We start from the raw sequence: 22,647 nt of genomic DNA on the forward strand, positions 1-22,647 counted from the left end.
ACCATGACCGTTCCCGCTTCGCGGGTCCGTCGCCGGCCCCCGACACCGGGCCGCTTGTTGCCGCTGCTACTCGCCACCGCGCTGCTGCTGCCGGTGGCGTTCCTCGTCGTACGGGCCCACCAGTACATCGACGCCGACCGGGAGGCCCTCAAGCAGGAGCGGTTGGGCGTGGAGTACCTGCGCGCCCTCGGACCGGTGACCGAGGCGCTGGTGGACGCGCAGAGCGCCGCCGTGGCCGACCGCCAACCGCCCCGGGAGAACCTCCAGAAGGCCGTCGAGCGGGCCGCCGCCGTCGACGCCCGCATCGGTGCCGAGCTGAGCACCAGCGAACGGTGGGCCGGGATCCGGGCCAAGCTGGAGGCGCTGCCCGAGCGGTCGCTCGACCCGGAGGCGGCCTTTGGCGCGTACCGGGAGGTCACGGACCTGCTGCTGGCCCTGCACGGCAAGGTGCGCGAGACCTCCGGCCTGATCCGGGACTCCGGCGCCGCCTCGTACTTCCTCCAGGACGGCGTCGGCGAGGAGATGCCGGAGGCGACGGTGGCCGGCGGGCGGCTCGTCGACATGGCCGTCCTGGCCGCGCAGCGGCCCGTCGCCGACCGGGTACGCACCCTGAGCGAGCTGGCGACCCTGCGGCTCGCCGCGCTGCAACCCGCCAACGACCTGGTGAACAACCTGCGCGCGGTGGTGGACAGCTCGGCCAGCGCCGACCTGGGCGCGAGCGTGCTCACGCCGTTCGACGCCTACCAGCGGGCGACCGAGGCGATGGCGGTCCACTCCCAGCCGGACAACCGGACCGGCACGATCAACCTGGTCCGGCTGACCAGTGCGCGGGACGACGCCCAGCGGGCCGCCACGCAGCTCCAGCCGATCCTGCTCGACGAGATCGACCGGCTGCTGGTGGAACGGATCGACCAGCTCGACCGGGACGACCTGCTGACCATGGTCGCGGGCGGCGTGGCCGGTCTGCTGCTGATCGCCCTGGCGGTGACCGGATGGCTGTCCCGTTCGAGGGACACCACCGGTCGACCGCATGCCACCGACGCCGCAGCCGGGGACCCGGAGCAGCCCGTCGACGACCGGTGGGAGCCCGCTCGTCCGCCGGGCGACCGCGCGCTCCAGCCGGTCGGACACGGCCACGACCCGGATCGGTGGAGGCCCTTCGATGCTGCTCGATAGGCTCCGGATCCGGGGCAAACTCGCCCTGTTGGTGCTCATTCCCCTGCTCTGCATGCTCGGGCTGACGTTTCCGGTGGTATGGGAGCGCGCCGGGGTCGCCCAGCGGGCAGGCGACATCGAGAGCACCGTCAAGGTCGCCAGCCGGATCGGCACCCTGCTCCAGCACCTCCAGCGGGAGCGGATGCTCGCCATCGGTCTGCTGCTGCGGCAGGTCGAGCGCACCGATCTGGTGCAGGAGATCGCGGAGGTGGACGACCTGATCGTCGACCTGCGCACCGAGTTGGCCGACGACCTGTCCCCCGACGTGTCGACCGCGCTCGACGGGGTCCGGCAACTCGCCCCGGTACGCACCGCCACGCTGGCCGGACAGGCCAGCCCGGACCAGGTCATCGGCGCGTACGGGCCGGTCCACCTCAAGCTGATCGACTCGTTGCGGCTGCCGTACGACGTGGACACCCGCACCTCGGCCGGGCGGCAGGTGCTGGCGCTGGACGGGATCCTGCGCAAGAGCGAGGGGCTCGGCAGCGGCGCCGCCCTGCTGGTGCTGGTCGCGGCCAAGCCCAGCCCGCAGCTCGCCACCGTCTTCGTGGCCAACATGGCCACCCTCCAGTCGGAGACCAACCAGTTGCTCGGCCTGATCACGCCCGAGCAACTGGCGCTGATGGACGTCGAGCAGGCCGCCCTGGACGCCCGGACCGGGCCGGGCTTCCTGGACCAGAGCTCGCTGGACCCGGTGGGCGCGGTGTCGCAGACGCCCGTCGAGGTCCTCTACCCGACCATCTCCTCTCTGATCACGCTGGGTCAGTTCGTGGAGAAGAAGCTGGTCGCCGACGTGACCGCCGAGGTGCGGGCGGACCGGCAGACCGCGATCGCCGAGGCGTACTGGGTGGCCGCCCTGGTGCTGCTGATCCTGGTCGTGGTGGTGCTGCTCGCCCTCGCCATCGGCCGGACCGTCGCCCGGCCGCTGACCCGGCTCACCCGCTCCGCCGACCGGGTCGCCCGGGTCGCCGAGTCCGAACTGGTGCGGGTCGCCGACGACGAGACCGACGCCGCCCAGCCGATCCGGCTCGACCGGGTCGACGTCCGTGCCCGGGACGAGATCGGTGACCTGGCCCGCGCCTTCGAGCGGGTGCAGAGCACCGCCGCCCTGCTGGTGGAACGCCAGGTGGCCAGCCGGCGCAACGTGGCCCAGATGTTCGGGCACGTCGGCCGACGTACGCAGAACCTGGTCGGTCGGCAGATCGCGCTGATCGACCGGCTGGAGCAGCAGGAGGCCGACCAGGGGCGGCTGGAGAGCCTGTACCGCCTCGACCACATCTCCAGCCGGCTGCGGCGTAACGCGGGGAACCTGGTGGTGCTCTCCGGCGCCACGGGCGACGTCACCCACGTCGCGCCGGTCCCGCTGGCCGACGCGGTCCGCCTCGCGCTCGGTGAGATCGAGGACTACACCCGGGTCGACGTCGCGGTCCCGGCCGAGGTGTCGGCGGCCCCGGCGATCATCGGTGACCTGGTGCTGGCGCTGGCCGAGCTGATGGAGAACGCCACCGTCTTCTCCCCGCCGCACACCCGTGTGGTGGTCGGCGGTGAGATCACCGACGACGGCGCCCGGCTGACCGTGGTCGACCACGGGATCGGCATGACCGAGGCGCGGCTGGCCGCCGAGAACGTCCGGCTCACCCGCCGGGAACGGCTCGACCTCGCCCCGACCGAGGTGCTCGGACTCTTCGTGGTGGGTCGACTGGCGCGCCGGCACGGCTGGGGCGTCGGCCTGTCCGCGACGCCGGGCGGTGGCGTCACCGCCACCCTGCTGATCCCCCGGTCGTCGCTGGTCTTCGGCACCGGCGGGGCGACACCCACCGCCCGGGCCAGCGTGCCCGTCGCGCTGCCGACCCGGCACCAGCCCGAGCCCGGCATCCCGATGTCGCCGCCGGTGCCGACGCTGGACGGCCCGGCCCCGGCCGAGCCGGTCCACGTCGGCGCGGGCGGTCCGACCCACCTGCCGGCCGAGGCCGCCGCATTGCCCGGCTTCGACCAGAAGCTGCTCAGCCGGGCCACCGAGAGCATGGAGGTGGGTGCGTCCTGGGACGCCTTCGCCACCGCTCCGGGCGCCGTCGAACCGGACGGCACCGTCACGCCGGACCGACCGGCCGACGGCGACACCGCCGTACCGACCGGGAGAGGGCCGGCACCGGCGGAGACCCCGCCGCCCGCTCCGACCGGTCCGGTGCCCGGCATCCGGCAGCGGGTGCCCGGCGCCAGCCTGTCCAGGAGCGCACCCCGGGTGGGTCCGGTGGACGCCACCCGCGCCGACCCGGTCGCCGCCCGCGCCCTCGTCGAGCAGTTCGAGTCGGGCGTACGGCGGGCCGAGCAGAGCCGGGCGGCGGCACTTCCGCAGCCGGTCGAGCCCGCGCCCTCCGGCGCACCCACCCAACTGAGTCGGCGGGTGCCGGGCGCGAACCTGATCGCCACCACGCCCCGCCAGACGATGGCGCAGAACCCCGGCGACCCGGCCGAGGTCCGCGATCTCCTCAACGCGTTCGAGACCGGCGTCGCCCGGGCTCTGCGCGATGTCCGTCCCGACCACAGCGACGAAGAAGGAACGCCACTTTGACCAGCCCGCACGTACACGAGAACCTCGACCACCAGAGCCACCCGGCCGGGGACCTCAGCCCCGAGGCCCGCACGTTCAACTGGCTCCTGGACACCTTCACCTCGAGCACGGCAGGGGTGCTGGAGGCGATCGCCGTCTCGTCGGACGGGTTGCTGATGGCCATGTCCGCGATCAAGGACCGGTCCAACGCGGAGCGGCTCGCCGCAGTGGTCTCCGGCATGACCAGCCTGGCCGGCGGCGCCGCCAGCTGGTACGCGTTGGGCGGGCTGAACCGGGTCGTGGTGGACATGGCCGAGGGCTACCTGCTCATCAGCGCGATCAGCAGCGGCTCGGTGCTCGGTGTGGTCGCCGACCGGTCGGCCAACCTCGGCACCGTCGCGTACGAGATGACCCTCTTCGCCGGTCGGGCCGGAAGCGCGCTCACCCCGCGCCTGATCGCCGAACTCAAGAACTCCGTTCAGCAATGAACCCCGACGCCGCCGGTGCGGAACAGGAGCCGGTGTTCCGGATCCGGCCCTACCTGCGTGAGCCCTCCTCGGTCGGCGACGCCGCCCCGGTGGACGCACCGGCGGCGGTCGGATCGGCGGCGGCGTCGGTCGTCGGATCGGAACCCGAGGCGGCCGGTCCGACCGGACTCCGCCCGTTCGTGCTCACGGCCGGGCGGGTGGCCGGCGCCGACCCGTCGATCGGCCTGGAGACCCAGGTGACCGCCCGGCCCGGCCCCGAGCCGTGGACCAGTGTGACCGCGCGGCTGACCCCGGAACTCCAGGCGATCGTGGCACTCTGCGGCGACCCGATCTCGGTCGCCGAGATCTCCGCCAAGACCCGGTTGCACTTCGGTGTGACCCGGGTCCTGGTGGGCGACCTGCGGGCCGCCGGCCACCTGGACGTACACGTCAACGACGCCGACGACGCCCTCGACCCCGACGTCATCCTGCGAGTGATTGATGGACTTCGTGCAATCTCCTGACTGGCCGGTCGCCCCGCAGGGCGCGCTCGCCGCCAACAGCGCCACGGCCCGCTACGGCGGCTCCGCGCCGGTCCCCCCGTCGGTGGGACGGGCCACCCCGCCGCCGCCCCCCGCACCGGTTGCTTCGCCACCGCCGTACCGGCCGCCCGCGGCGACCGGCGGAAGGGGTGCGCACCGCCGGACCCCGCCGATCCCGGTCAAGATCCTGGTGGCCGGGGGCTTCGGGGTGGGTAAGACGACCACCGTGGGTGCCATCTCGGAGATCGTGCCGCTGACCACCGAGGCGGAGATGACGATCGCCGGTATCGGGGTCGACGACCCCGGCCAGCGCTCGGACAAGACCACGACCACCGTGGCGATGGACTTCGGCTGCGTCACCATCGACCGCAGCCTGAAGCTCTACCTGTTCGGCACGCCCGGCCAGGCCCGCTTCGGCTTCATGTGGGACGACCTGGCCCGGGGCGCGCTCGGCGCGCTGGTGGTGGTGGACAGCGCCCGGCTGGACGACTGCTACCCGGCGATCGACTTCTTCGAGCGGGCCGGCCTACCGTTCGTGGTCGGGGTGAACGCCTTCGACGGGCAGCTGGCGCACGACCTCAACGCGATCCGGTGGGCCCTGGCCATCGGTGAGCACGTACCTCTGGTGCAGTTCGACGCCCGGGACCGGCTCTCCGTGCGGGACGCCCTGCTGGTCGTCCTCGATCGGGCGTTGGACCGGGCGATCCGGGACAAGCGGGCCTGAGCCGACCGGCTCACGGCCGCTCGTGGGAAGGGGTGAGGCGGATGAGGGGCGGACTGGACGAGACACTGGCCCGGATGCGTCGGCGCGAGGAGGCGCTGCGCCGCCGGTCCACGGATCCGTCGACCGACGACCAGCCCGATCCGGGGCCGGACGCGCCGTCCGGTGCGGCGGCGAGCCGGACGGACAGCCGGAACGCGGGACCCGGCTGGACGGGTGCGCCGGAACGCGTACCCGGGACGTCTCCGCGGCAGGTCGCGGAGGAGGTGGCCGAGGCGTTGCGCGCCGTGGTCGCGGCCCGTCCGGGCACCAGCGTCACCGCCCGGGTCGACCACGACGGCACCGCGTACGACCTGCGGGTGGCCTGGATCGGCCAGGAGGTCGTGGTCAGCGGGCAGCCCGCCACGCCGCCGCCGGCCTGGCCGGTACCGATCAGCGACGCGACCGGCTGGTCCGACGCTCCGGAAGCACCGCAGCCGGACCCGGCGGCCCGGCTGGCCGAGCTGATCCGTCGTGACCCGTCGCTGCTCACCGGTGAGGATCAGCCGGGCTGATCGCACGGGGGGTGACCGGGCCGGTTAGGGTCGCTCGGGTGGGCGAACCCGAGTTGACCCTGATCGCCAGTCTGCGTCCGGCCGCGCTGGACGCCCGGCGTGGCATCGTCCGGCTGCACCCCGAGGCGCTCACCGCGCTCGCGCTGCGGCCAGGCGATCCGGTCCGGTTGACCGGCAGGCGGGTGACCGCCGGCATCGCCGCCGAGGCCGAACCGGGCTCCGGTGCCGGCCTGCTGCACGCCGACGACCTGACGCTGGGCAACCTCGGCGTCCGCGACGGCGGGGAGGTCACGGTGCGCCCGGCACCCGTCACCGCCGCCCGCCGGGTGCTGCTCTCCGGCCCGGCCCAGATCGTCGCGGTGGTCTCCCCGGAGATGCTGCGACTGGCGTTGCTCGGCAAGGTGGTCACCGCCGGGGACGACGTCTCCCTGCTGCCCCAGGACGTCCTCCCGGACGCGTCGACGCGCACGCTGGTGGAGGCGGCCCGACGCAGCCTCTCCACCCGGGTCGGCTACGCCTGGACCAGCACGCTCCTCCGCGTCGTCGACGCCGACCCGGCCCCGGGGGCGCTGGTCACCATGGACACCCTGGTCGGGTGGGAGCACGGCCCGGAGACCCGGGGAAAGACCGACGCCCGCAGGTCGGCGACCGCCGTCTCCGCCGGGCTCGGGCGACCGACCGGTGGGCGTACGACGGTGGGCGCTGACCGGCACACCGACGCGGACGCGGAGACCGGTGCCGAGGTCTGGGCCGACAGCGAGGTGCACCAGGAGCACCTTCCGTCGGTGGACGAGCTGCCCGGCCTGCGGTCCCAGGCGGAGGAGCTGACCGAACTGCTGGACCTGGGCTTCCACCACGGTGAGGTGCTCGGCCGACTCGGCACCACCGTCGCGCTCGGCGTACTCGTCGCCGGTCCGGCCGGCTCCGGGAAGTCCGCGCTGGTCCGGGCGGTGGCCGCGCAGGTCGGTGCCCGGGTGCACCAGCTCTGGGCTCCCGAGGTCGCGGCGCTGACCAACTCCTCGGCCGCGGCCCGGCTCCGGGCGGTGACCGCCGAGGTGGTCGCCGGTGGCCCGGCCGTGCTGCTGGTCTCGGACGTGGAGGCGCTGGCTCCGGCGGACAGCCCCGGCCCGGTGGGGACCGTGTTCCGGCAGTGCCTGGCCGAGGTCGTCCGGGCCGGCTCGGCGGTGGTCTGCACCACGGGCCGACCGGAGGCCGTGGACCCGGCGCTCCGCGCCCCGGACCTGCTCTCGCTGCGGATCGACGTCCCGCTGCCGGACGCCGCCCTGCGCCGGGAACAGCTCACCGTGCTGACCCGCCCGGTGCCGCTCGCCGAGGACGTACGGCTGGACGAGGTCGCCGGGCGTACCCCCGGGTTCGTCGCCGCCGACCTGGCCGCGCTGGTGCGGGAGGCCGGCGTGCGCGCGGCCCTGCGGCAGAAGTCGGTGGAGAACCCGACCGTCGCGATGGCCGACTTCACCGCCGCGTTGGAGGTGGTACGGCCGACCACCATGGCCGCCTCCACGCTCGAACTGGCCCGGGTGACCCTCGACGACGTCGGTGACCTGGTCGAGGTCAAGCAGACGCTGACCGAGTCGGTGCTGTGGCCGCTGACCTACCCGGACACGTTCGCCCGCCTCGGCGTGCAGCCACCGCGTGGCGTGCTGCTCTACGGTCCGCCCGGCTGCGGCAAGACGTACCTGGTGACCGCGCTGGCCGGGTCCGGCCGGGCGAACGTGCTCTCGGTCAAGGGCGCCGAACTGCTGTCGAAGTGGGTCGGCGAGAGCGAACGCGCGGTCCGTGAACTGTTCCGGCGGGCCCGGGAAGCCGCGCCGACGCTGGTGTTCCTGGACGAGGTGGACGCCCTGGCCCCGGTACGCGGCCAGGCCAGCGACGGCGGCACCACCGACCGGGTGGTGGCCGCGCTGCTGACCGAGATGGACGGCGTCGAGTCACTGCGCAACGTGGTGGTGATCGGCGCGACGAACCGGCCCGACCTGATCGACCCGGCGCTGCTGCGGCCCGGACGGCTGGAACGGCTGGTCTACGTACCGCCGCCGGACGCCGAGGCGCGGACGGCGATCCTGCGGGCCGCGGCCCGCAACGTACCGCTCGCCGAGGACGTCGACCTGCCCTCGCTCGGCGCGGAGCTGGACGGCTTCTCCGCCGCCGACTGCGCGGCGCTGGTCCGGGAGGCGGCGCTGGCCGCGATGCGCGAGTCGCTGACCGCCGCCACGGTCACCGCCGACCACGTCGCCACCGCCCGATCCCGGGTACGCCCGTCCCTGGACCCCGACCAGGTCGCCTGGCTGGCCGCCTACGCCGACAAACGCAGCTGACCCCACCACGGGGGTGGGGTCAGGGGGCGGGGTTGAGGGCGATCTCGGCGTACACCCGGTCGCCGTCCTCGCGCAGTTTGGCGCCGCACCTCTCCAGCACGTACAGGGCACCGTGGTTGTCCGCCGTGGTGTCCGCGACCACGGTCCGCACTCCGACGTCCGGCGCGAGGTTCATCAGCTCGCACAGCGCCGCCCGCCCGATGCCCTGGCCCCGGGCGGACTGGCCCAGCCACATGCCCACCTCGACGGTGTCCGGGGCGTCCCGCCGGGTCATCCGGATCATGCCGACCACCTCACCGCCGGCCAGGATGGCGTACATGGCGGTGCGTGTGGGCCCGTCGAGCCCGCCGAAGCTGGCGCGGTGGAACTCCCGGAACGCCTCCCGCCGCGCGTGCGACCAGCCCGCCGGTGCCTCCACCGGCGGCATCACCTCGGCCGGTTCCGCCTCGGCCGCCGCTACGGAGAGCAACGGTTCGAGGTTCTTCTCGTCTACCGGCTCCAACCGGACCGCACCCGTCACGTGCCGCAGTCTCCCGCGCCCGACGCCGCAAGTCCACCCGGTCCGCGTCGACCGACCCCTCCGGCGGACGGGTTCGACCGGTCGGACCGGATTTCGTCCGACCTCACGCTCCGCTGTCGTCCGACCGAGTGAATTCGCAGTAGACGGCAGACGCGTCGTCGGCCGGCTTGTGCCGGCGCAGCCGGTCGGGGTGCTCCCGCTCGGCCGACCGGACCAGGTCGACGAGCGCGCCCGGACCGCCGGTGGACACCACGTCCAGCAGGCCGGCCCAGTCGAAGAGGCCGAACTCCTCGACGGCGGCGGAGGCCCCGTCGGTGAGCAGCACCGCGCGCCGCAGCGCCTCCGGGCCCCGCAAGGGCAGTGTGCCGACCACCGCCTGGTAGGCGGCGTCCGGATCGGCGGCGGCGACCCAGTAACCGTGCGTACGGTTCATCCGCTCGCGCTGCGCGGTGACGGCGTGCCGGAAGCGGGTCGCCCGGTCCGTCGAGTCGGGCAGTGCGGTGGCGACGGCGCGCAACCGGGCCACCGAGGCGGCCAACCGGTCGTCGGTGACCACCCCGACCCGACCACCGATGTCGAGCACCAGGGGGCTGTCGCAGAGCACCAGGTAGTCGACCTGGTCACCACCGTCGCGCAGCAGGCACACCGTGCTCGACGGCGTTCCGGGGTGGTCGAGATCACACTGCCCGCCGTGGTCGGAGCGGACCGCCAGGATCGCCGCCGCCAGGTTGCTCACCAGCGTCGCCGCCGGGCGCGCCGCCTCGGCCAGCCCCAGTCGGGCGGCCAGGTGCCGGACGTACCACTGCGGCCCGTGTACGCAGCCGGTGTCGAAGCCCTCCGGCACGGTCGCCCCGTCCAGGACCCCGACCAGCGGGCCGAACCGGAACACCAGGTCCTCGTTGACCGCCCGGCCCGGTGGCGGGGCGGACGCGGAGCGTACCCGCATGGTCGGCGCGGCACCGACCGCCGGGCCCCGCCGACGTTCCTCGGAGACGGCCTCGGGCAGCCCCGCGTCCGTCCTCGGATACGTCACCTGTGCGGTACGCCCCGGTCGCGTCGGGCCTGATCCGGTCATCGTCGCCACCTCCGTGCCCCGGCTACCCGCCGCACGGTCCGACATTCTCCCCGGTCAGCGGCGCCTGTTGCGTGCGCGGGAAGCGCGCAGCCGGACCAGCCGGCCCACCAGCACCGGGTCTGCCGCCAGCGCGGCCGGGTTGTCCAGCAACGCGTTCAGCAACTGGTAGTAGCGGGTCGCGGAGAGCCCGAAACGGTCCCGGATGGCCTGTTCCTTCGCACCGGCGTGTCGCCACCACTGGCGTTCGAAGGCGAGGATCTCGCGGTCCCGGTCGGCGAGCCCCCCGGCGGGCGGAACGGCTGCCTCGGGGGCACTCTCCGCTGCGGCGTCCTCGGCGGTGTCCTCGGATCCTTCGGGGCCGACGACACCCGCGTCCGGCGCCCGGGTCGACTCCACCTCGGGGGCGGACCGTGGCGGCGGCACCGTGACGGCGTCCGGACCGGTCTCCGCTGTCTCAGCGGCGTCGGCGGGCTGCATGGGGCTCCTCTGCGAGGGGCGGCCGGCACGAGCAGCGCCGACCGGGTCCACCAGCCTAACCAGGGGCCTCTTCCGACGCATCGCGACGCGTACGCACCACCGCCACCACCGACCCGAGGGCGGTGGTGGCGGTGGCGTCCGCAGTCGGTCGAGTCAGTTGATGTCGCGGCGGCGCATCGCCCACATCGCCGCGCCGAGGAAGAGCACGACGCCGACCGTGAACAGCAGCGACGAGTGCTGCCAGGTGATCGCCAGCGTCGCCGGCTCACAGTTGCCCGTGTACGAGGCGTCGCAGGAGCGCCAGTCCTGGAGCTCGATCTCCTTGGTCATCCAGGCGTACGCGTAGGTGGGCAGCAGCCACGCGTCGAGGTACCGCACCTGGATCATGCTCAGCAGGACGGCGATCGCCATCTGACCGACCACCAGCACCCCGATCGCTCCGCCGAGCGCCATCGCGGTGTGCCGACCCAGCGACGCCAGGGCGAAGCCCACCGTCGCCGCCACCAGTGCCAGCACGATGCCGCGAAGCCCGGTGAGCAGGAACGACTGCCAGGCGCCGGAGGTCATCTGCTCGGTGCTGCCGCGCAGGTTGGCGACCAGCCACATGCTGCCGAACCAGGCCACCGTGGCGGGCAGCGCCAGGGCGAGCAGCCCGGTGAGCAGCGCGCCGAGCTTGGTCAGCAGCACGGTCAGCCGTTTCGGTCGCCAGAGCAGCAGGTTCATCATCCCGCCGGTGCTCCACTCGGCGCCCACGAAGGAGGCGCCGACCACGAACCCGATCAGGGCCAGGATCGCGGCGAGCGGGATCAGCATGTCGCCGAAGCTCTCGCGGAAGTCGAACGTCGAGGGCAGGAACCACTCCGCCTCGATGTCCTCACGTGCCGGCGGGCTGATCTCCGCGCAGTTGGTGGTGTAGAACTCCTCGCCCGTCGTCTTCGCCCGCTCGCAGGCGACGCGCTCCTGCTCGGCCCAGCGGACCTGCTCCTGGTACTGCCGGTCGGCGGACCGTTCCGCCGCGGCCCACTGGTCCGGGCCGATCTTCTGGTTGCTGACGAACATGCCGACCACGACGACGGCCAGCACCAGCAGGCCCCCCACCGCCATCCAGCGGGCGAAGCGTCGTTTGGCGAGCCGGCGCAGCTCGGTACGGAAGAGACTCACGCGCCCCAACCTCCTGCGGTGGGCGCGGACGGTGCCGCCCCGTCGATTCGTACGGACTGGTCGACCTGCCGGTGCTGACCGGGGACCGGTGCGGTGGCGGTCAGTTCGAGGAAGACGCTCTCCAGGTCGACCGCGATCGGTGCGAGTTCGCTGACGTAGAGCCCCTGCTCGGCGAGGAGCCGGGTGACGGTGGCCGGCTTGTCCACCCCGGCGAGCATCAGGTGGTCGGCGTTCGTGGTGACCCGTACGCCCGCCTGGGTCAGCGCGGCGGCGGCGACCGGCAGGTCGGTCACGGCCTCCAGCCGGACCCGCACCCCGCCCGAAGAGTGCTGCGCCAGCACCTCGTCGACCGGGCCGAAGGCGACCCGGCGACCCAACGAGATGATGGTGACCGAGTCGCAGATGAGCTGGATCTCGCCGAGGATGTGGCTGGACAGCACCACCGTCATGCCGGATTCGGAGAGATTGCGCATCAGGGAGCGCATCTCCCGGATGCCGCCCGGGTCGAGGCCGTTGGCCGGCTCGTCCAGGATCAGCAGCCGTGGGTTCTTGAGCAGCGCCGAGGCGACCGCGAGCCGCTGCTTCATGCCGAGCGAGTACGTCTTGACCCGCTCCCCGGCCCGGTCGCGCAAGCCGACCAGTTCCAGCACCTCGTCGACCCGCTGCGCGGGCACGTCACCGGCGCCGGCCAGCAGCGACAGGGTGTCCTTGGCGCTGAAGTGCGGGAAGAACTGCGGGCTCTCCACGATCGCGCCGACCTGACCGGCGACCTGCGGCAGCGCTGCGGGCACCTCGTGCCCGAGGATCGCCATCCGGCCGCCGTCGGGCCGGATCAGGCCGAGCAGCGTACGCAGTGTGGTGGTCTTGCCCGACCCGTTGGGGCCGAGGAAGCCGTGCACCTGTCCCGCCTCGACGCGCATGTCGAAGCCGTCCAAGGCGTTGCGGGTGCCACGGCGTCGGCTCCGGTACGTCTTTCGTAGACCTTCGATTTCCAGGACAGCTGGCAAGCTGCACCTCCCCCGTTGGTGTGTGGGCGACGACGACACCATACGCGGTATGCAGCGGAAGGCAATACCCGGTATGCAGTGCCACGCCGGGGGTGTTGTTAGCAGGGGTCCCCTGCTCTACCGGAGGCGTTAGGAGGGGGCCCTTCCTTGCACGTCAGGCGCAGATGACGTGGACACCGGCGACGCGGAAGGCATCGACCACCTCGGGTGCCGCACCCGAGTCGGTGACCAGCGTCTCGACCCGTTCCACGGAGCAGATGCGGGCGAAGGCGTGACCGCCCAGTTTGGACGAGTCCGCAATGATCACGACCCGCTTGGCGCGGGCCACCATCAGGTTGTTCATCGCCGCCTCACCCTCGTGGTGGGCGGCGGCGCCGAGCTGCGGATCGATGGCGTCCACGCCGAGCAGCGCCACGTCGAGAGTGACCTCGCGCAGCAGCGCCCCACCCAACGGGCCGACCAGCTCGAACGACTTCGGCCGCACCACCCCGCCGGCCACCACGACCTTCATCCGGGACCGGACCAGCAGCTCGTTGGCGATGTTCAGGGCGTTGGTGACCACGGTCAGCTGCGCGCCCTCGGCATTGGTGTTGAGATCCGGGCGGACGGCCAGCGCCCGCGCCACCTCGGTGCTGGTGGTGCCGCCGTTGAGGCCGACCACGGTGCCCGGGGACACCAGCGCGGCGGCGGCCGCGCCGATCCGCTGCTTCTCGGCGGAGTGCTTGGCGGTCTTGTAGCGCAGCGGCAGGTCGTACGAGACACCGTTGGCGACCGCGCCACCCCGGGTACGCGTGATCATCTGCTGTTGGGCGAGCTGGTCGAAGTCGCGGCGGATGGTGGCCTGCGAGACGTCCAGGCGTTCGGCGGCCTCCTCGACGGTGACCCGACCGGAGTCGGTCAGCATTTCGAGCAGGGCGTTCCATCTCGCGTAGCGGTCCACCCCGGAGCCTCCGTCACTGCACGATCCGTGATTGGTTGCGTGCACAGTAGTGCGCGAAACTACGATGAGGCAAAACCTCTGGCTGCGCGTTCACCCCTGCGGTTGCCATTACCACCGCGTTTCGAGCAGAATGGCGCTCGAAAGATGCGGTTAACGAGCCGTATTGCGCAGCCAGCGGCAACACACGTCGAGCCGCACTGCGCAACAAGCCGTGCTACGCGACAAGCTGCACTGCGCAACGAAGGGCATGACGCAGCGAACTGGCCTGCGAGGAGTTCTCATGGCGTACGTTTCCGCGGAGATCACGAGCCAGCCGGACTGCTGGCGCCAGGCGGCCGACCTGGCCCCCTCGGTGGTCGACCGGCTCCCCCGCACCGGCGAACGGGTCGCCGTCGTCGGCTGTGGCACCTCGTGGTTCATGGCCACCGCGTACGCGGCCCGCCGCGAGGCCGTCGGGCACGGCGAGACCGACGCCTTCCAGGCCAGCGAGTTCCCCGCCGGACGGCGGTACGACCGGCTGCTGGCGATCACCCGCTCCGGCACCACGACCGAGGTCCTCGACCTGCTCACCGCCGTACGCGGACAGATCCCGACCACCGTGCTGGTGGGCGACCCCGCCGCACCGGCCGTCGACATCGCCGACGCCAGCGTCACCATGCCCTTCGCCGACGAACGTGCGGTGATCCAGACCCGCTTCCCCACCACCGCGCTGGCGCTGCTCCGCGCCCACCTGGGTGACAACATCACCGCGCTGGTCGCCGACGCGGAGGTCGCGGTCCGCGCCCCGCTGCCGATCGACCCGAGCCTGATCGAGCAGGTCACCTTCCTCGGCCGGGGCTGGACGATCGGGCTGGCCCAGGAGGCGGCGCTCAAGTGCCGCGAGGCGGCCACCTTCTGGGCCGAGGCGTACCCGGCGATGGACTACCGGCACGGCCCGATCTCCGTCGCCGCACCGGGCCGGCTGGTCTGGGCCTTCGGCGAGCTGCCCGACGGGCTGCCCGAGGACGTCGCCGCCACCGGTGCCGCCTTCGCGCACAGCCGCACCCACGGTGTCCGTACCGTGCTGGGCCGCTGGGCCGCCGGGCGTACCCCGGTCGACCCGATGGCCGACCTGATCCTGGCGCAACGCTTCGCCGTCGCCCTGGCCACCAGTCGCGGGCTCGACCCCGACGCACCCCGGCACCTGAGCAGGTCCGTGGTACTCACGTGACCGCAGATCACGAGCGGGTCGTCGTCGCGTTGGACGTCGGCGGCACCGGGATGAAGTGCGCGCTGATCCGGCCCGACGGTGCCGTGGTGCACGCCGAACGGCACCCCACCGAGGCGGCCCGGGGTGCCGAGGCGGTCGTCGACACGATCCTCGCCGTGGCCGAGGGGCTGGCCGACAAGGCCCGCGCCGACGGCCTCGCCCCGGCCGCGCTCGGCGTCGTGGTACCGGGCGTCGTCGACGAGGCACGCGGCGTCGCGGTCTGGTCGGCGAACGTGGGCTTCCGGGACGTACCCCTGCGGGAACTGGCCACGGCACGCCTCGGCCTGCCCACGGCGCTCGGGCACGACGTGCGGGCCGGCGGGCTCGCCGAGGCGCGCCTCGGCGCCGGCCGCGACGCCGGGCACGTGCTCTTCGTGGCCATCGGCACCGGCATCGCCGCCGCGCACGTGGTCGCCGGGTCGGCCGCCACCGGCGCACACGGCGCGGCCGGGGAACTCGGCCACATCCTGGTCCGCCCGGACGGCCCGCCCTGCGGCTGCGGCCGGGCCGGCTGCCTGGAGTCGATCGCCTCCGCCTCGGCCGTCGCCCGCCGCTACGCCGCACTCACCGCCGGGTCGGACGTCGGGTGCGCCACCGGTTCCGGTACGCCGCCGACGATGGTGAGCGCCGCCGAGGTGGCCGCCCGCGCGGCTGCCGGTGAGGAGATCGCCAGCCGGGTGTGGCGGGAGGCCGTCGCGGCATTGGCCGACGGGCTGGCCACCGGCCAGGCCCTCTTCGACGTGGAGACGATCGTCCTGGGCGGTGGGCTCGCCCAGGCCGGTGCCGGGCTGTTCGACCCGCTGCGTGCCGCGCTGCGGGACCGGCTGACGTTCCACCGGGAGCCACGACTGGTCCCGGCCGCCCTCGGCGACGAGGCGGGCTGCCTCGGTGCCGCCCTGCTCGCCCTCGACCAGCTGGAGACGTGATGACCGTACGGGTTAACGGCAAGGTGGTGACCCCGAGCGGGGTGATCCGGCAGGGTTGCGTCGAGGTCCGGGACGACCGGATCAGCGCTGTCGCCGAGTACCCGTCGGTCCAGGACGGCCACTGGGTGGTGCCCGGCTTCGTCGACATGCACACCCACGGCGGCGGTGGGCACACCTTCACCACCGGCGACGCCGACCAGGCCCGTGCCGCCGCCGCGTTCCACCTGCGGCACGGCACCACCAGCCTGCTCGCCAGCCTGGTCAGCGCGCCGTTCGACCTGATGCGCGCGGCCACCACCGCGTTCGCCCCGCTGGTGGGCGACGGCGTGCTGGCCGGTATCCACTTCGAGGGGCCGTACCTCTCCGCCGCCCGGTGCGGCGCGCAGAACCCGGAGTTCCTCCGCGATCCGTCCACGGACGAGCTGAACGAGTTGATCAAGCTCGGTGACGGCGCGGTGCGGATGGTCACCCTCGCCCCGGAGCGCCCGGGCGCGCTGGAGGCCATCGAGCTGCTCACCCGGCAGGGCGTGGTCGCCGCCGTCGGGCACACCGACGCGACGTACGAGCAGACCGTCGCCGCGGTGGCGGCCGGGGCGAACGTCGGCACCCACCTGTTCAACGGGATGCGTCCGGTGCACCACCGCGAGCCGGGACCGGTGGTGGCGTTGCTGACCGCCCCGAACGTCGTGTGCGAGCTGGTCGCCGACGGGGTGCACCTGCACCAGGGCACGTTGACCTTCGCCACCGGCACCGCCGGTCCGGAACGCTGTGCGCTGATCACCGATGCGATGGCCGCCGCCGGGATGCCCGACGGCGAGTACGAGCTGGGCGGGCAGGCGGTGACCGTGACCGACGGAGAGGCCCGGCTGGCCCGGGACGGGGCGATCGCCGGCAGCACCCTGACCATGGACGCGGCGCTGCGCAACGCGGTGGCCGCCGGGATCCCGGTGCCCGACGCGGTGCGCATGGTGTCCACCACGCCGGCGCTCGCGATCGGCCTCGGCGACCAGGTAGGCGCCCTCCAGCCCGGCCTCCGCGCCGACCTGGTGGTGCTCGACGACGACCTGCGGGTCGTCCGGGTGATGCGCGGTGGCGACTGGGTCGAGTGACCTGGCCGGTCAGCGGGGCGCCGGGATCTCCACGCCGAGCACCGCCTGCTCGTCGGGGCGGTGCACCAGCACGTCGCCGAGGAACGAGTGCACGGCGTGCCGCATGCCGACGTCCCGCCCGGCCTCCTCGGAGAGCAGCCACTTGTGCTCGATGATCTGCGCGAACAGCTCCTGCGGCTCCAGCTTGCGCCGCAGGTGCGCGGGCACGGCGCGGACCACCGGCTCGAACACCTCGGTCAGCCAGCGGTGCGCAGCCTGCTGCTCGTCGATCAGGTCGCTCTCCGCCCGGTACGCGTCGAGGTCGTTGAGCAGCCGGCGGGCCTGGTTCTCCTCGGCGTCCAGACCGGTGAGCCGGAGCAGCCGCCGGTGGTGGTAGCCGGCGTCGACCACCTTCGGCCGGATGAGGTACCGCCCGTTGTCGATCGTCGACATGGCCACCTCGGCCACGTCGAAGCCCATCTCGTTGAGTCGCCGGATCCGGCCCTCGACGTCGTGCCGACCGTCCCGCTCCACCTGCTGTTCGTAGGTGATCTCGTGCCAGAGCCGCTCGTACCGCTGCACGACCTCCTCGCAGACCACCTCCGGGTCGATCGAGTCGTGCAGCAGGCCGGCAGCGGCGAGGTCGAGCGCCTCGCCGAAGATGTTGACCCGGGCGATCTCCAGGTCCTCGCCACGCTGGCCGTTGGAGAGCGCGCTGCGCAGCGCCCCGGTCTCGGCGTCGACCAGGTACGCGGCGAACGCGCCCGCGTCCCGCCGGAACAGCGTGTTCGACAGCGAGCAGTCGCCCCAGAAGAAGCCGGTCAGGTGCATCCGGACCAGCAGCGCGGCGAGCGCGTCCAGCAGCCGGCCCATCGTCTCCGGCCGCAGCGTGTGCGAGAACAACGCCCGGTACGGCAGGGAGAACTGGAGGTGCCGGGTGATCAGCACCGGGTCGAGCGGCTCACCGGCGTCGGACTGCCGGTCGGCGACGATCGCCACCGCCTGCACCGACGGGAAGTCGATCCGTTCCAGCGCCCGCAGCAGGTCGTACTCCCGCTCGGCCACCCGCTCGCCGGTCTCCTTGACCGCGTAGACGAACCCGCCGAGGCGGACGAAACGCACCACGTGCCGGGAGATGCCCTGCGGAAGTGCGACCAGATGTTCGGCCGGCCACTCCTCCAACGGTGTCGACCAGGGCAGGTCGAGCAACGCCGGGTCTACGAGGGCCGAAGTGATCCGCACGGCGTCAAGTCTGACGGCTCGCCGCCCGGAACGCTTCCCCGCGTGGTCGGCCCCACAGTGCCGGGACGGAGGCGCGGTCGATCCACCCCGACGGCCCGGTAGCGTGGCGGGGTGCGGGAAACGACACCCCGGAGGCTGCGCCCGGCGCCGGTACGCCCGGCCGGCTGGTGGTGCGACGCCCTGCTGATCGCCGGGTTCGCGGCGCTGACCGCCGTGCTCGCCACCGGCCGGTTCTACGGCCTCGACCTCGCGGTGAGCGAGTGGGCCTTCGCTCACGCACCCACCCCGCTGTACTGGATCGCCCGAGCGTTCAACCTGCTCGGTCAGGGCGGTGGGCTGCTGCTGCCGCTCTCCGGCGGACTCGCGGTGGCGGTGGCCTGGCGACGCCGTACGATCCGGCCGTTCCTGCTGGTGGGTGCCGCTCTCGTGGTCACCACGCTGACGATCGGTCCGCTCAAGCTCTGGACCGACCGGGCCGCCCCGACCGCCTCGGTCAAGGAGCCGTTCCTGGCACCGGAGGAGGCGGTACGGATCTTCCACGAGCTGCCACCGGACGCCTACTCGCTGTCGTACCCGTCGGGCCACGTCGCGAACGCGATCGTCTGGTACGGCGTGATCGCCGCACTGCTGCTCGCGCTGACCGCCGGCCGGCTCCGGACCGGGCTCTACCGACTGGTCCGGTACGCGCCCCCGGCGATCCTGCTGGTCACCACCACGTACCTGAACTTCCACTGGCTCACCGACGGGCTCGCCGCCCTGCTGCTGGGCCTGCTGCTGGACCGGCTGCTGCACCGGGTGCCCTGGGACGGGTTGCCGCTCCCCGAACGGCTACGCCACTGGAGCGCTCCGTTCACCGAACGCCCCTAGGCTGCGGGCCGTGGAACGGTTGGTGCGGCGGCTGGGCGTACCGGATGCGGTCGTCATCGGTCTGGGCTCGATGCTCGGCGCGGGCGTCTTCGTGGTCTTCGCTCCGGCCGCCGCGGCAGCCGGCGGCACCGGACTGCTGGTCGCGCTGGCGCTGGCCGGTGCGGTGGCGTTCTGCAACGCGACCAGCTCGGCCCGGTTGGCGGCCCGCTACCCGGAGTCCGGCGGCACCTACGTCTACGGGCGGGAACGGCTCGGCCCGTTCGCCGGGTTCGTCGCCGGCTGGGGGTTCGTGGTCGGCAAGACGGCGAGTTGCGCGGCGATGGCGCTGACCGTCGGGGCGTACCTCTGGCCCGGACAGGCCCGGCTCGTGGCCGTCGCCGCCGTCGTCGCGGTGACCGGCGTGAACCTGCGCGGCGTCGCCAAGACCGCCACCGCCACCCGGCTCCTGGTGCTGGTCGTGCTGGCGGTGCTGGCCCTGGTGGCGGTGGCCGGCGCGACCGGCGTCCAGCTCGCTCGGATCGACCAGCCCGGCGGCTCCGCGCGCGGCGTGCTCACCGCCGCCGGCCTGCTCTTCTTCGCCTTCGCCGGATACGCCCGGATCGCCACCCTCGGCGAGGAGGTCCGGGAGCCGGAGCGGACCATCCCCCGGGCGGTGCCGCTGGCGCTCGGCCTGGTGCTGGTGGTCTACCTGGTGCTGGCCGTGATCGCACTCGGTGTGCTCGGGCCGGACCGGCTCGCCGGGTCGACCGCGCCGCTGGCCGACGTGGTGAGCGCCGCCGGGCTGCCCGGCCTGGCCTGGGTGGTCCGCGCCGGGGCGACCGTCGCGGTGACCGGGGTGCTGCTGTCCCTGCTGGCCGGGGTGGGTCGCACCACGCTGGCGATGGCCCGCCGCCGCGACCTGCCCGCCGCCCTGGCCACCGTGCACCCCGTACACCGGGTGCCGCACCGCGCCGAACTGGCCGTCGCCGCCGTGGTGATCCTGGTGGTGGCGCTCGGTGACGTCCGGGCCGCGATCGGCTTCTCCAGCGTCACCGTGCTGGTCTACTACGCGATCACCAACGCGGCGGCGCTGACCCTCGGCCGGGACCCGGAGCGGAGACTGCCGGTGCGGGCCCTCGCCGTGCTGGGGCTGGTCGGCTGTGTCCTGCTCGCGGTCAACCTGCCGCTGACCAGCGTGCTCGCCGGCCTCGGCGTACTCGCCCTCGGCGCCGCCTGGTACGCGCTGCGCCCCACCCGCGCCTGACCCGAGCTGCTCACTCGGTGGTGGCCGGTGCCGTCACTCCTCGGCCTCGCGCGGCACCGGTGGGCCGGTCGGTGCCGGCGGCTCCGGCTCGGGTGGAGCGACCTCGCGGAGCAGGGAGTTCAGCCCGGCCCGGCGGGCCATCACGGTCAGCCGGTCCCCCGCCGAGACCATCATCCGCCGGTCCGGTGACCAGTCGAGACGCTGCCCGACCCGGGCGTGCGCGAGCAACCGGACGCTGCCCGGTCGGCCGACGCTGGCGAGTGTCCGGCCGTCCAGCCTCGAACCGGCCGCCACCGCGACCTCGGTGACCAGCAGCGCGTGCCGGCCGACCGGGATGGTGGCGATCACCGCGCGGTCCAGCAGGGCCGCCGCGAACGACGGTGCCGCCAGATAGGAGACGCTGCGGGAGGTGCCGATGCCGAAGGCCCGCTGCACCCGCTCGGCGAAGTCGCCGTCGAAGAGCCGCAGCACCACCCGGAGCTGGTCGTTCACCGTCCGGCCGTTCAGCGCCGCCCGCAGGTTGGCGCCGTCGTCGGTGGAGACCACCACCAGCGCCTGGCAGGTGGCGATCGAGGCGGCGCGCAGCGTCTCCTCCTGCGCCGCGTCGCCCACCACCAGCGGTACGCCCAGCCGCCGGGCCAACCCGGCACCCCGGGCGTCGGCGTTGCTGTCGATCGCGACCACCTCGACGCCGAAGTCGTTGAGCTGGGCCATCACCCGGGTGCCGATGTTGCCCAGGCCGACCACCACGACGTGCCCGGAACGCTCGACAAAGTTCCGCCCGGCGTGCAGGGCCAGCCTCGCCCGGACCACACCGTCGACGACCACCGCCGTGATCAGCGGGATCAGGGCCACCCCGGCGAGGTTGAGCACCACCTGCATGACCTTCTCGGCCCTGTCCTTCTCGATGTCCGGGTCCTGCCCGGTGAGCGTGGTGACCATGGTCAGGTAGAGCGCATTGGCCCAGGAGACGTGAGCGGCGCGCCCGTAGAGGGCACCAAACGCGGCGATCACGGCGAGCAGCACGAACACCGCGATGCCGATCTTGCGGGTGGCGAAGCCGCGTACGGCCCCGAGCAGCATCGCCACCGGGCGCCGTCGACGCCGGGCCCGGACCAGCCGGCGGGCGGCCAACTCGGTGCCGGCCGGGCGGCCGACGGCCTCCGCGAGCACCACGTCGGCGTCCTCGTCGTCGGCGGGAAGCACCAGGTCCTGCTGGGGGTCGCGGGTGTCGGCCACCCCGCAGACGATCTCGCTCGGGCGGACGTCGTCGCGGCGGGCCACGTACAGGGTGCGCCCGCCGTGTCGGAAGTGCGTCGGCGCGACCTCGCCGAGCGCGGCGGCCACGAAGGCCGGGGCGGCCATCGAGGCGTCGGAGAGCACCGACGAGTCGGGGAAGATCTGCCGTACGCCGTTGGCCAGGCCGGTGTTGAACATCCGCACGACCAGCCGCAGCCGGGGCTCGACCTCCTGCGCGCAGAGGGCGGCCTGCATGTTGCCCACGTCGTCCTGGTGCAACAGGGCCAACCCGGCCGCGCCGGCCAACCCGGCCCGGCGGAACGTCGCCTCGTCCAGCCGGTCGGCCGGGACCACCTCGATGCCGGGCAGGTCACGCCCGTCCGGGCCGGGCGACCGCTGCCGCTCGGGCACGACGAGGGTGATCCTCAACCGCCCGGTCTGCGTCTCGCTGGCCAGCATCGCCCGCACCACCCAGTACGCCAGCGGATCCTGGCCGCAGACCACGTAGTGCGCCCGTGGCTCGCCGTTGACCCGCAACCGGCGGCCTGCCCGCCGGGCGCGATCGATCAGCGGCTCCGCCATGCTTCGCATGGTAAACAGCCGGTCGCAGTCCGCGCAGCCCCGCGACGATCATGAAGACCCCTGCCCGGCATGTCCGGGTCGAGGACGGGTACGGCAAGCCCCATGCAGACCTTCCTGCCGTACCCGGACTTCCTGGCCAGCGCCGGCACGCTGGACCAACGGCGGCTCGGCAAGCAGCGGGTGGAGGCGATCCAGGTGCTGCGTGGACTGACCCGCCCCGGGTACGGCTGGCGGCACCACCCCGCGGTGAAGATGTGGACCGGCTACGAGGAGGCCCTCACCCGGTACGGCCTGGACGTCTGCGCGGTCTGGAGCGCCACCGGACGGGCCGACACCTGCGCAATCACGCTGACCGTCGACCTCGCCGACGCCCGGGACATCACGCGGGTCCGTACCCAGCAGGAGCTGGCCGAGGCGGGTGAGCTGCCGCCCTGGCTCGGTCGCGCCGACCTGCACCTGAGCCACCGCTCGTCGCTGCTGCGCAAGGATCCCGCGCACTACCGCCCGATCTTCGGGGACGACACCCCCATCGACGTCGAGTACGTCTGGCCCGACTCCGACCGCCGCCCCGCCGTGTAAGGAAGGGCCCCCTGCTATCGCCTCGTGTATTACAGGGGTCCCCTCCTTACACGCGGCAGGGCGCTG

The 22,647-nt window shown here is 73.5% G+C and carries 21 protein-coding genes; 13 read left to right on the top strand and 8 right to left on the bottom strand.

The window, feature by feature from the left end; all coding sequences use genetic code 11:
* Positions 1–3: 3 nt before the first annotated feature.
* The 7 genes from HUT12_RS29900 to HUT12_RS29930 are packed head-to-tail and all read left to right on the top strand — an operon-like array spanning position 4 to position 8,386.
* Entirely contained in the window at positions 4–1,176 is a 1,173-nt protein-coding gene (locus HUT12_RS29900; RefSeq protein ID WP_176095371.1) for a hypothetical protein, read from the top strand.
* Positions 1,163–3,787, top strand: coding sequence for a nitrate- and nitrite sensing domain-containing protein (locus tag HUT12_RS29905; protein WP_176095372.1), 2,625 nt, complete (start codon positions 1,163–1,165; stop codon positions 3,785–3,787). The genes HUT12_RS29900 and HUT12_RS29905 overlap by 14 nt, the downstream gene beginning before the upstream one ends.
* Complete coding sequence (locus tag HUT12_RS29910; protein ID WP_131055729.1) at positions 3,784–4,254, top strand: roadblock/LC7 domain-containing protein; 471 nt, start codon at positions 3,784–3,786, stop codon at positions 4,252–4,254. Before HUT12_RS29905 ends, HUT12_RS29910 begins: the two co-directional genes overlap by 4 nt.
* Positions 4,251–4,757, top strand: coding sequence for a DUF742 domain-containing protein (locus tag HUT12_RS29915; RefSeq protein WP_131055731.1), 507 nt, complete (start codon positions 4,251–4,253; stop codon positions 4,755–4,757). The genes HUT12_RS29910 and HUT12_RS29915 overlap by 4 nt, the downstream gene beginning before the upstream one ends.
* Positions 4,735–5,499, top strand: a complete 765-nt coding sequence (locus HUT12_RS29920) for an ATP/GTP-binding protein (RefSeq protein ID WP_254876993.1) — start codon at positions 4,735–4,737, stop codon at positions 5,497–5,499. The genes HUT12_RS29915 and HUT12_RS29920 overlap by 23 nt, the downstream gene beginning before the upstream one ends.
* 41 nt (positions 5,500–5,540) lie before the next feature.
* Positions 5,541–6,050 (top strand): hypothetical protein, encoded by a 510-nt coding sequence (locus tag HUT12_RS29925; RefSeq protein ID WP_176095373.1) that lies wholly within the window; start codon positions 5,541–5,543, stop codon positions 6,048–6,050.
* Positions 6,051–6,088: 38 nt separating this feature from the next.
* Positions 6,089–8,386, top strand: coding sequence for an AAA family ATPase (locus HUT12_RS29930; RefSeq protein ID WP_176095374.1), 2,298 nt, complete (start codon positions 6,089–6,091; stop codon positions 8,384–8,386).
* A 19-nt stretch (positions 8,387–8,405) separates the two neighbouring features.
* On the opposite strand, the gene HUT12_RS29935 is transcribed toward HUT12_RS29930, so the two are convergent.
* The 6 genes from HUT12_RS29935 to HUT12_RS29960 all read right to left on the bottom strand — a co-directional run bounded on the left by HUT12_RS29935 (position 8,406) and on the right by HUT12_RS29960 (position 13,566).
* Positions 8,406–8,906: a GNAT family N-acetyltransferase gene (locus tag HUT12_RS29935; RefSeq protein ID WP_131054339.1), complete on the bottom strand. Its 501-nt coding sequence runs from the start codon at positions 8,904–8,906 to the stop codon at positions 8,406–8,408.
* Positions 8,907–9,009: 103 nt separating this feature from the next.
* Positions 9,010–9,981 (bottom strand): hypothetical protein, encoded by a 972-nt coding sequence (locus HUT12_RS29940; protein ID WP_254876994.1) that lies wholly within the window; start codon positions 9,979–9,981, stop codon positions 9,010–9,012.
* Positions 9,982–10,035: 54 nt separating this feature from the next.
* Positions 10,036–10,458, bottom strand: a complete 423-nt coding sequence (locus HUT12_RS29945) for a DUF3263 domain-containing protein (RefSeq protein ID WP_176095375.1) — start codon at positions 10,456–10,458, stop codon at positions 10,036–10,038.
* Positions 10,459–10,611: 153 nt separating this feature from the next.
* A complete protein-coding gene (locus tag HUT12_RS29950) occupies positions 10,612–11,619 on the bottom strand; it encodes an ABC transporter permease subunit (RefSeq protein WP_131054337.1) in 1,008 nt (335 codons plus the stop codon).
* On the bottom strand, positions 11,616–12,626 hold the full coding sequence (locus tag HUT12_RS29955; protein WP_303393508.1) for an ABC transporter ATP-binding protein: 1,011 nt from the start codon (positions 12,624–12,626) through the stop codon (positions 11,616–11,618). Before HUT12_RS29955 ends, HUT12_RS29950 begins: the two co-directional genes overlap by 4 nt.
* 154 nt (positions 12,627–12,780) lie before the next feature.
* On the bottom strand, positions 12,781–13,566 hold the full coding sequence (locus HUT12_RS29960; RefSeq protein ID WP_131054335.1) for a DeoR/GlpR family DNA-binding transcription regulator: 786 nt from the start codon (positions 13,564–13,566) through the stop codon (positions 12,781–12,783).
* 280 nt (positions 13,567–13,846) lie between these two features.
* On the opposite strand from HUT12_RS29960, the gene HUT12_RS29965 reads away from it, so the two are divergent.
* The 3 genes from HUT12_RS29965 to nagA are packed head-to-tail and all read left to right on the top strand — an operon-like array spanning position 13,847 to position 16,850.
* Positions 13,847–14,776 (top strand): SIS domain-containing protein, encoded by a 930-nt coding sequence (locus tag HUT12_RS29965; protein WP_176095376.1) that lies wholly within the window; start codon positions 13,847–13,849, stop codon positions 14,774–14,776.
* Complete coding sequence (locus HUT12_RS29970) at positions 14,773–15,741, top strand: ROK family protein (protein WP_303393509.1); 969 nt, start codon at positions 14,773–14,775, stop codon at positions 15,739–15,741. The genes HUT12_RS29965 and HUT12_RS29970 overlap by 4 nt, the downstream gene beginning before the upstream one ends.
* Positions 15,741–16,850, top strand: coding sequence for an N-acetylglucosamine-6-phosphate deacetylase (nagA, locus tag HUT12_RS29975; RefSeq protein WP_176095377.1), 1,110 nt, complete (start codon positions 15,741–15,743; stop codon positions 16,848–16,850). The genes HUT12_RS29970 and nagA overlap by 1 nt, the downstream gene beginning before the upstream one ends.
* Positions 16,851–16,859: 9 nt before the next feature.
* Here nagA and HUT12_RS29980 read toward each other — a convergent pair whose 3' ends face one another.
* The gene (locus tag HUT12_RS29980; RefSeq protein WP_131055663.1) at positions 16,860–18,071 is read right to left on the bottom strand and encodes a DUF4032 domain-containing protein; all 1,212 of its coding nucleotides are present in this window, start codon (positions 18,069–18,071) and stop codon (positions 16,860–16,862) included.
* A gap of 135 nt (positions 18,072–18,206) precedes the next feature.
* Here HUT12_RS29980 and HUT12_RS29985 point away from each other — a divergent pair, with 135 nt between their 5' ends.
* Together HUT12_RS29985 and HUT12_RS29990 are read left to right on the top strand one after the other, a co-directional pair.
* Positions 18,207–18,938: a phosphatase PAP2 family protein gene (locus tag HUT12_RS29985; protein ID WP_176096039.1), complete on the top strand. Its 732-nt coding sequence runs from the start codon at positions 18,207–18,209 to the stop codon at positions 18,936–18,938.
* Positions 18,939–18,948: 10 nt separating this feature from the next.
* Entirely contained in the window at positions 18,949–20,181 is a 1,233-nt protein-coding gene (locus tag HUT12_RS29990) for an APC family permease (protein ID WP_131055659.1), read from the top strand.
* A gap of 33 nt (positions 20,182–20,214) precedes the next feature.
* On the opposite strand, the gene HUT12_RS29995 is transcribed toward HUT12_RS29990, so the two are convergent.
* Positions 20,215–22,011: a TrkA family potassium uptake protein gene (locus tag HUT12_RS29995; protein WP_176095378.1), complete on the bottom strand. Its 1,797-nt coding sequence runs from the start codon at positions 22,009–22,011 to the stop codon at positions 20,215–20,217.
* A gap of 93 nt (positions 22,012–22,104) precedes the next feature.
* Here HUT12_RS29995 and HUT12_RS30000 point away from each other — a divergent pair, with 93 nt between their 5' ends.
* On the top strand, positions 22,105–22,581 hold the full coding sequence (locus tag HUT12_RS30000) for an MSMEG_6728 family protein (RefSeq protein WP_176095379.1): 477 nt from the start codon (positions 22,105–22,107) through the stop codon (positions 22,579–22,581).
* The last annotated feature ends 66 nt before the right edge of the window (positions 22,582–22,647 follow it).

Source organism: Verrucosispora sp. NA02020 (genome assembly GCF_013364215.1).
Taxonomy (GTDB): domain Bacteria; phylum Actinomycetota; class Actinomycetes; order Mycobacteriales; family Micromonosporaceae; genus Micromonospora.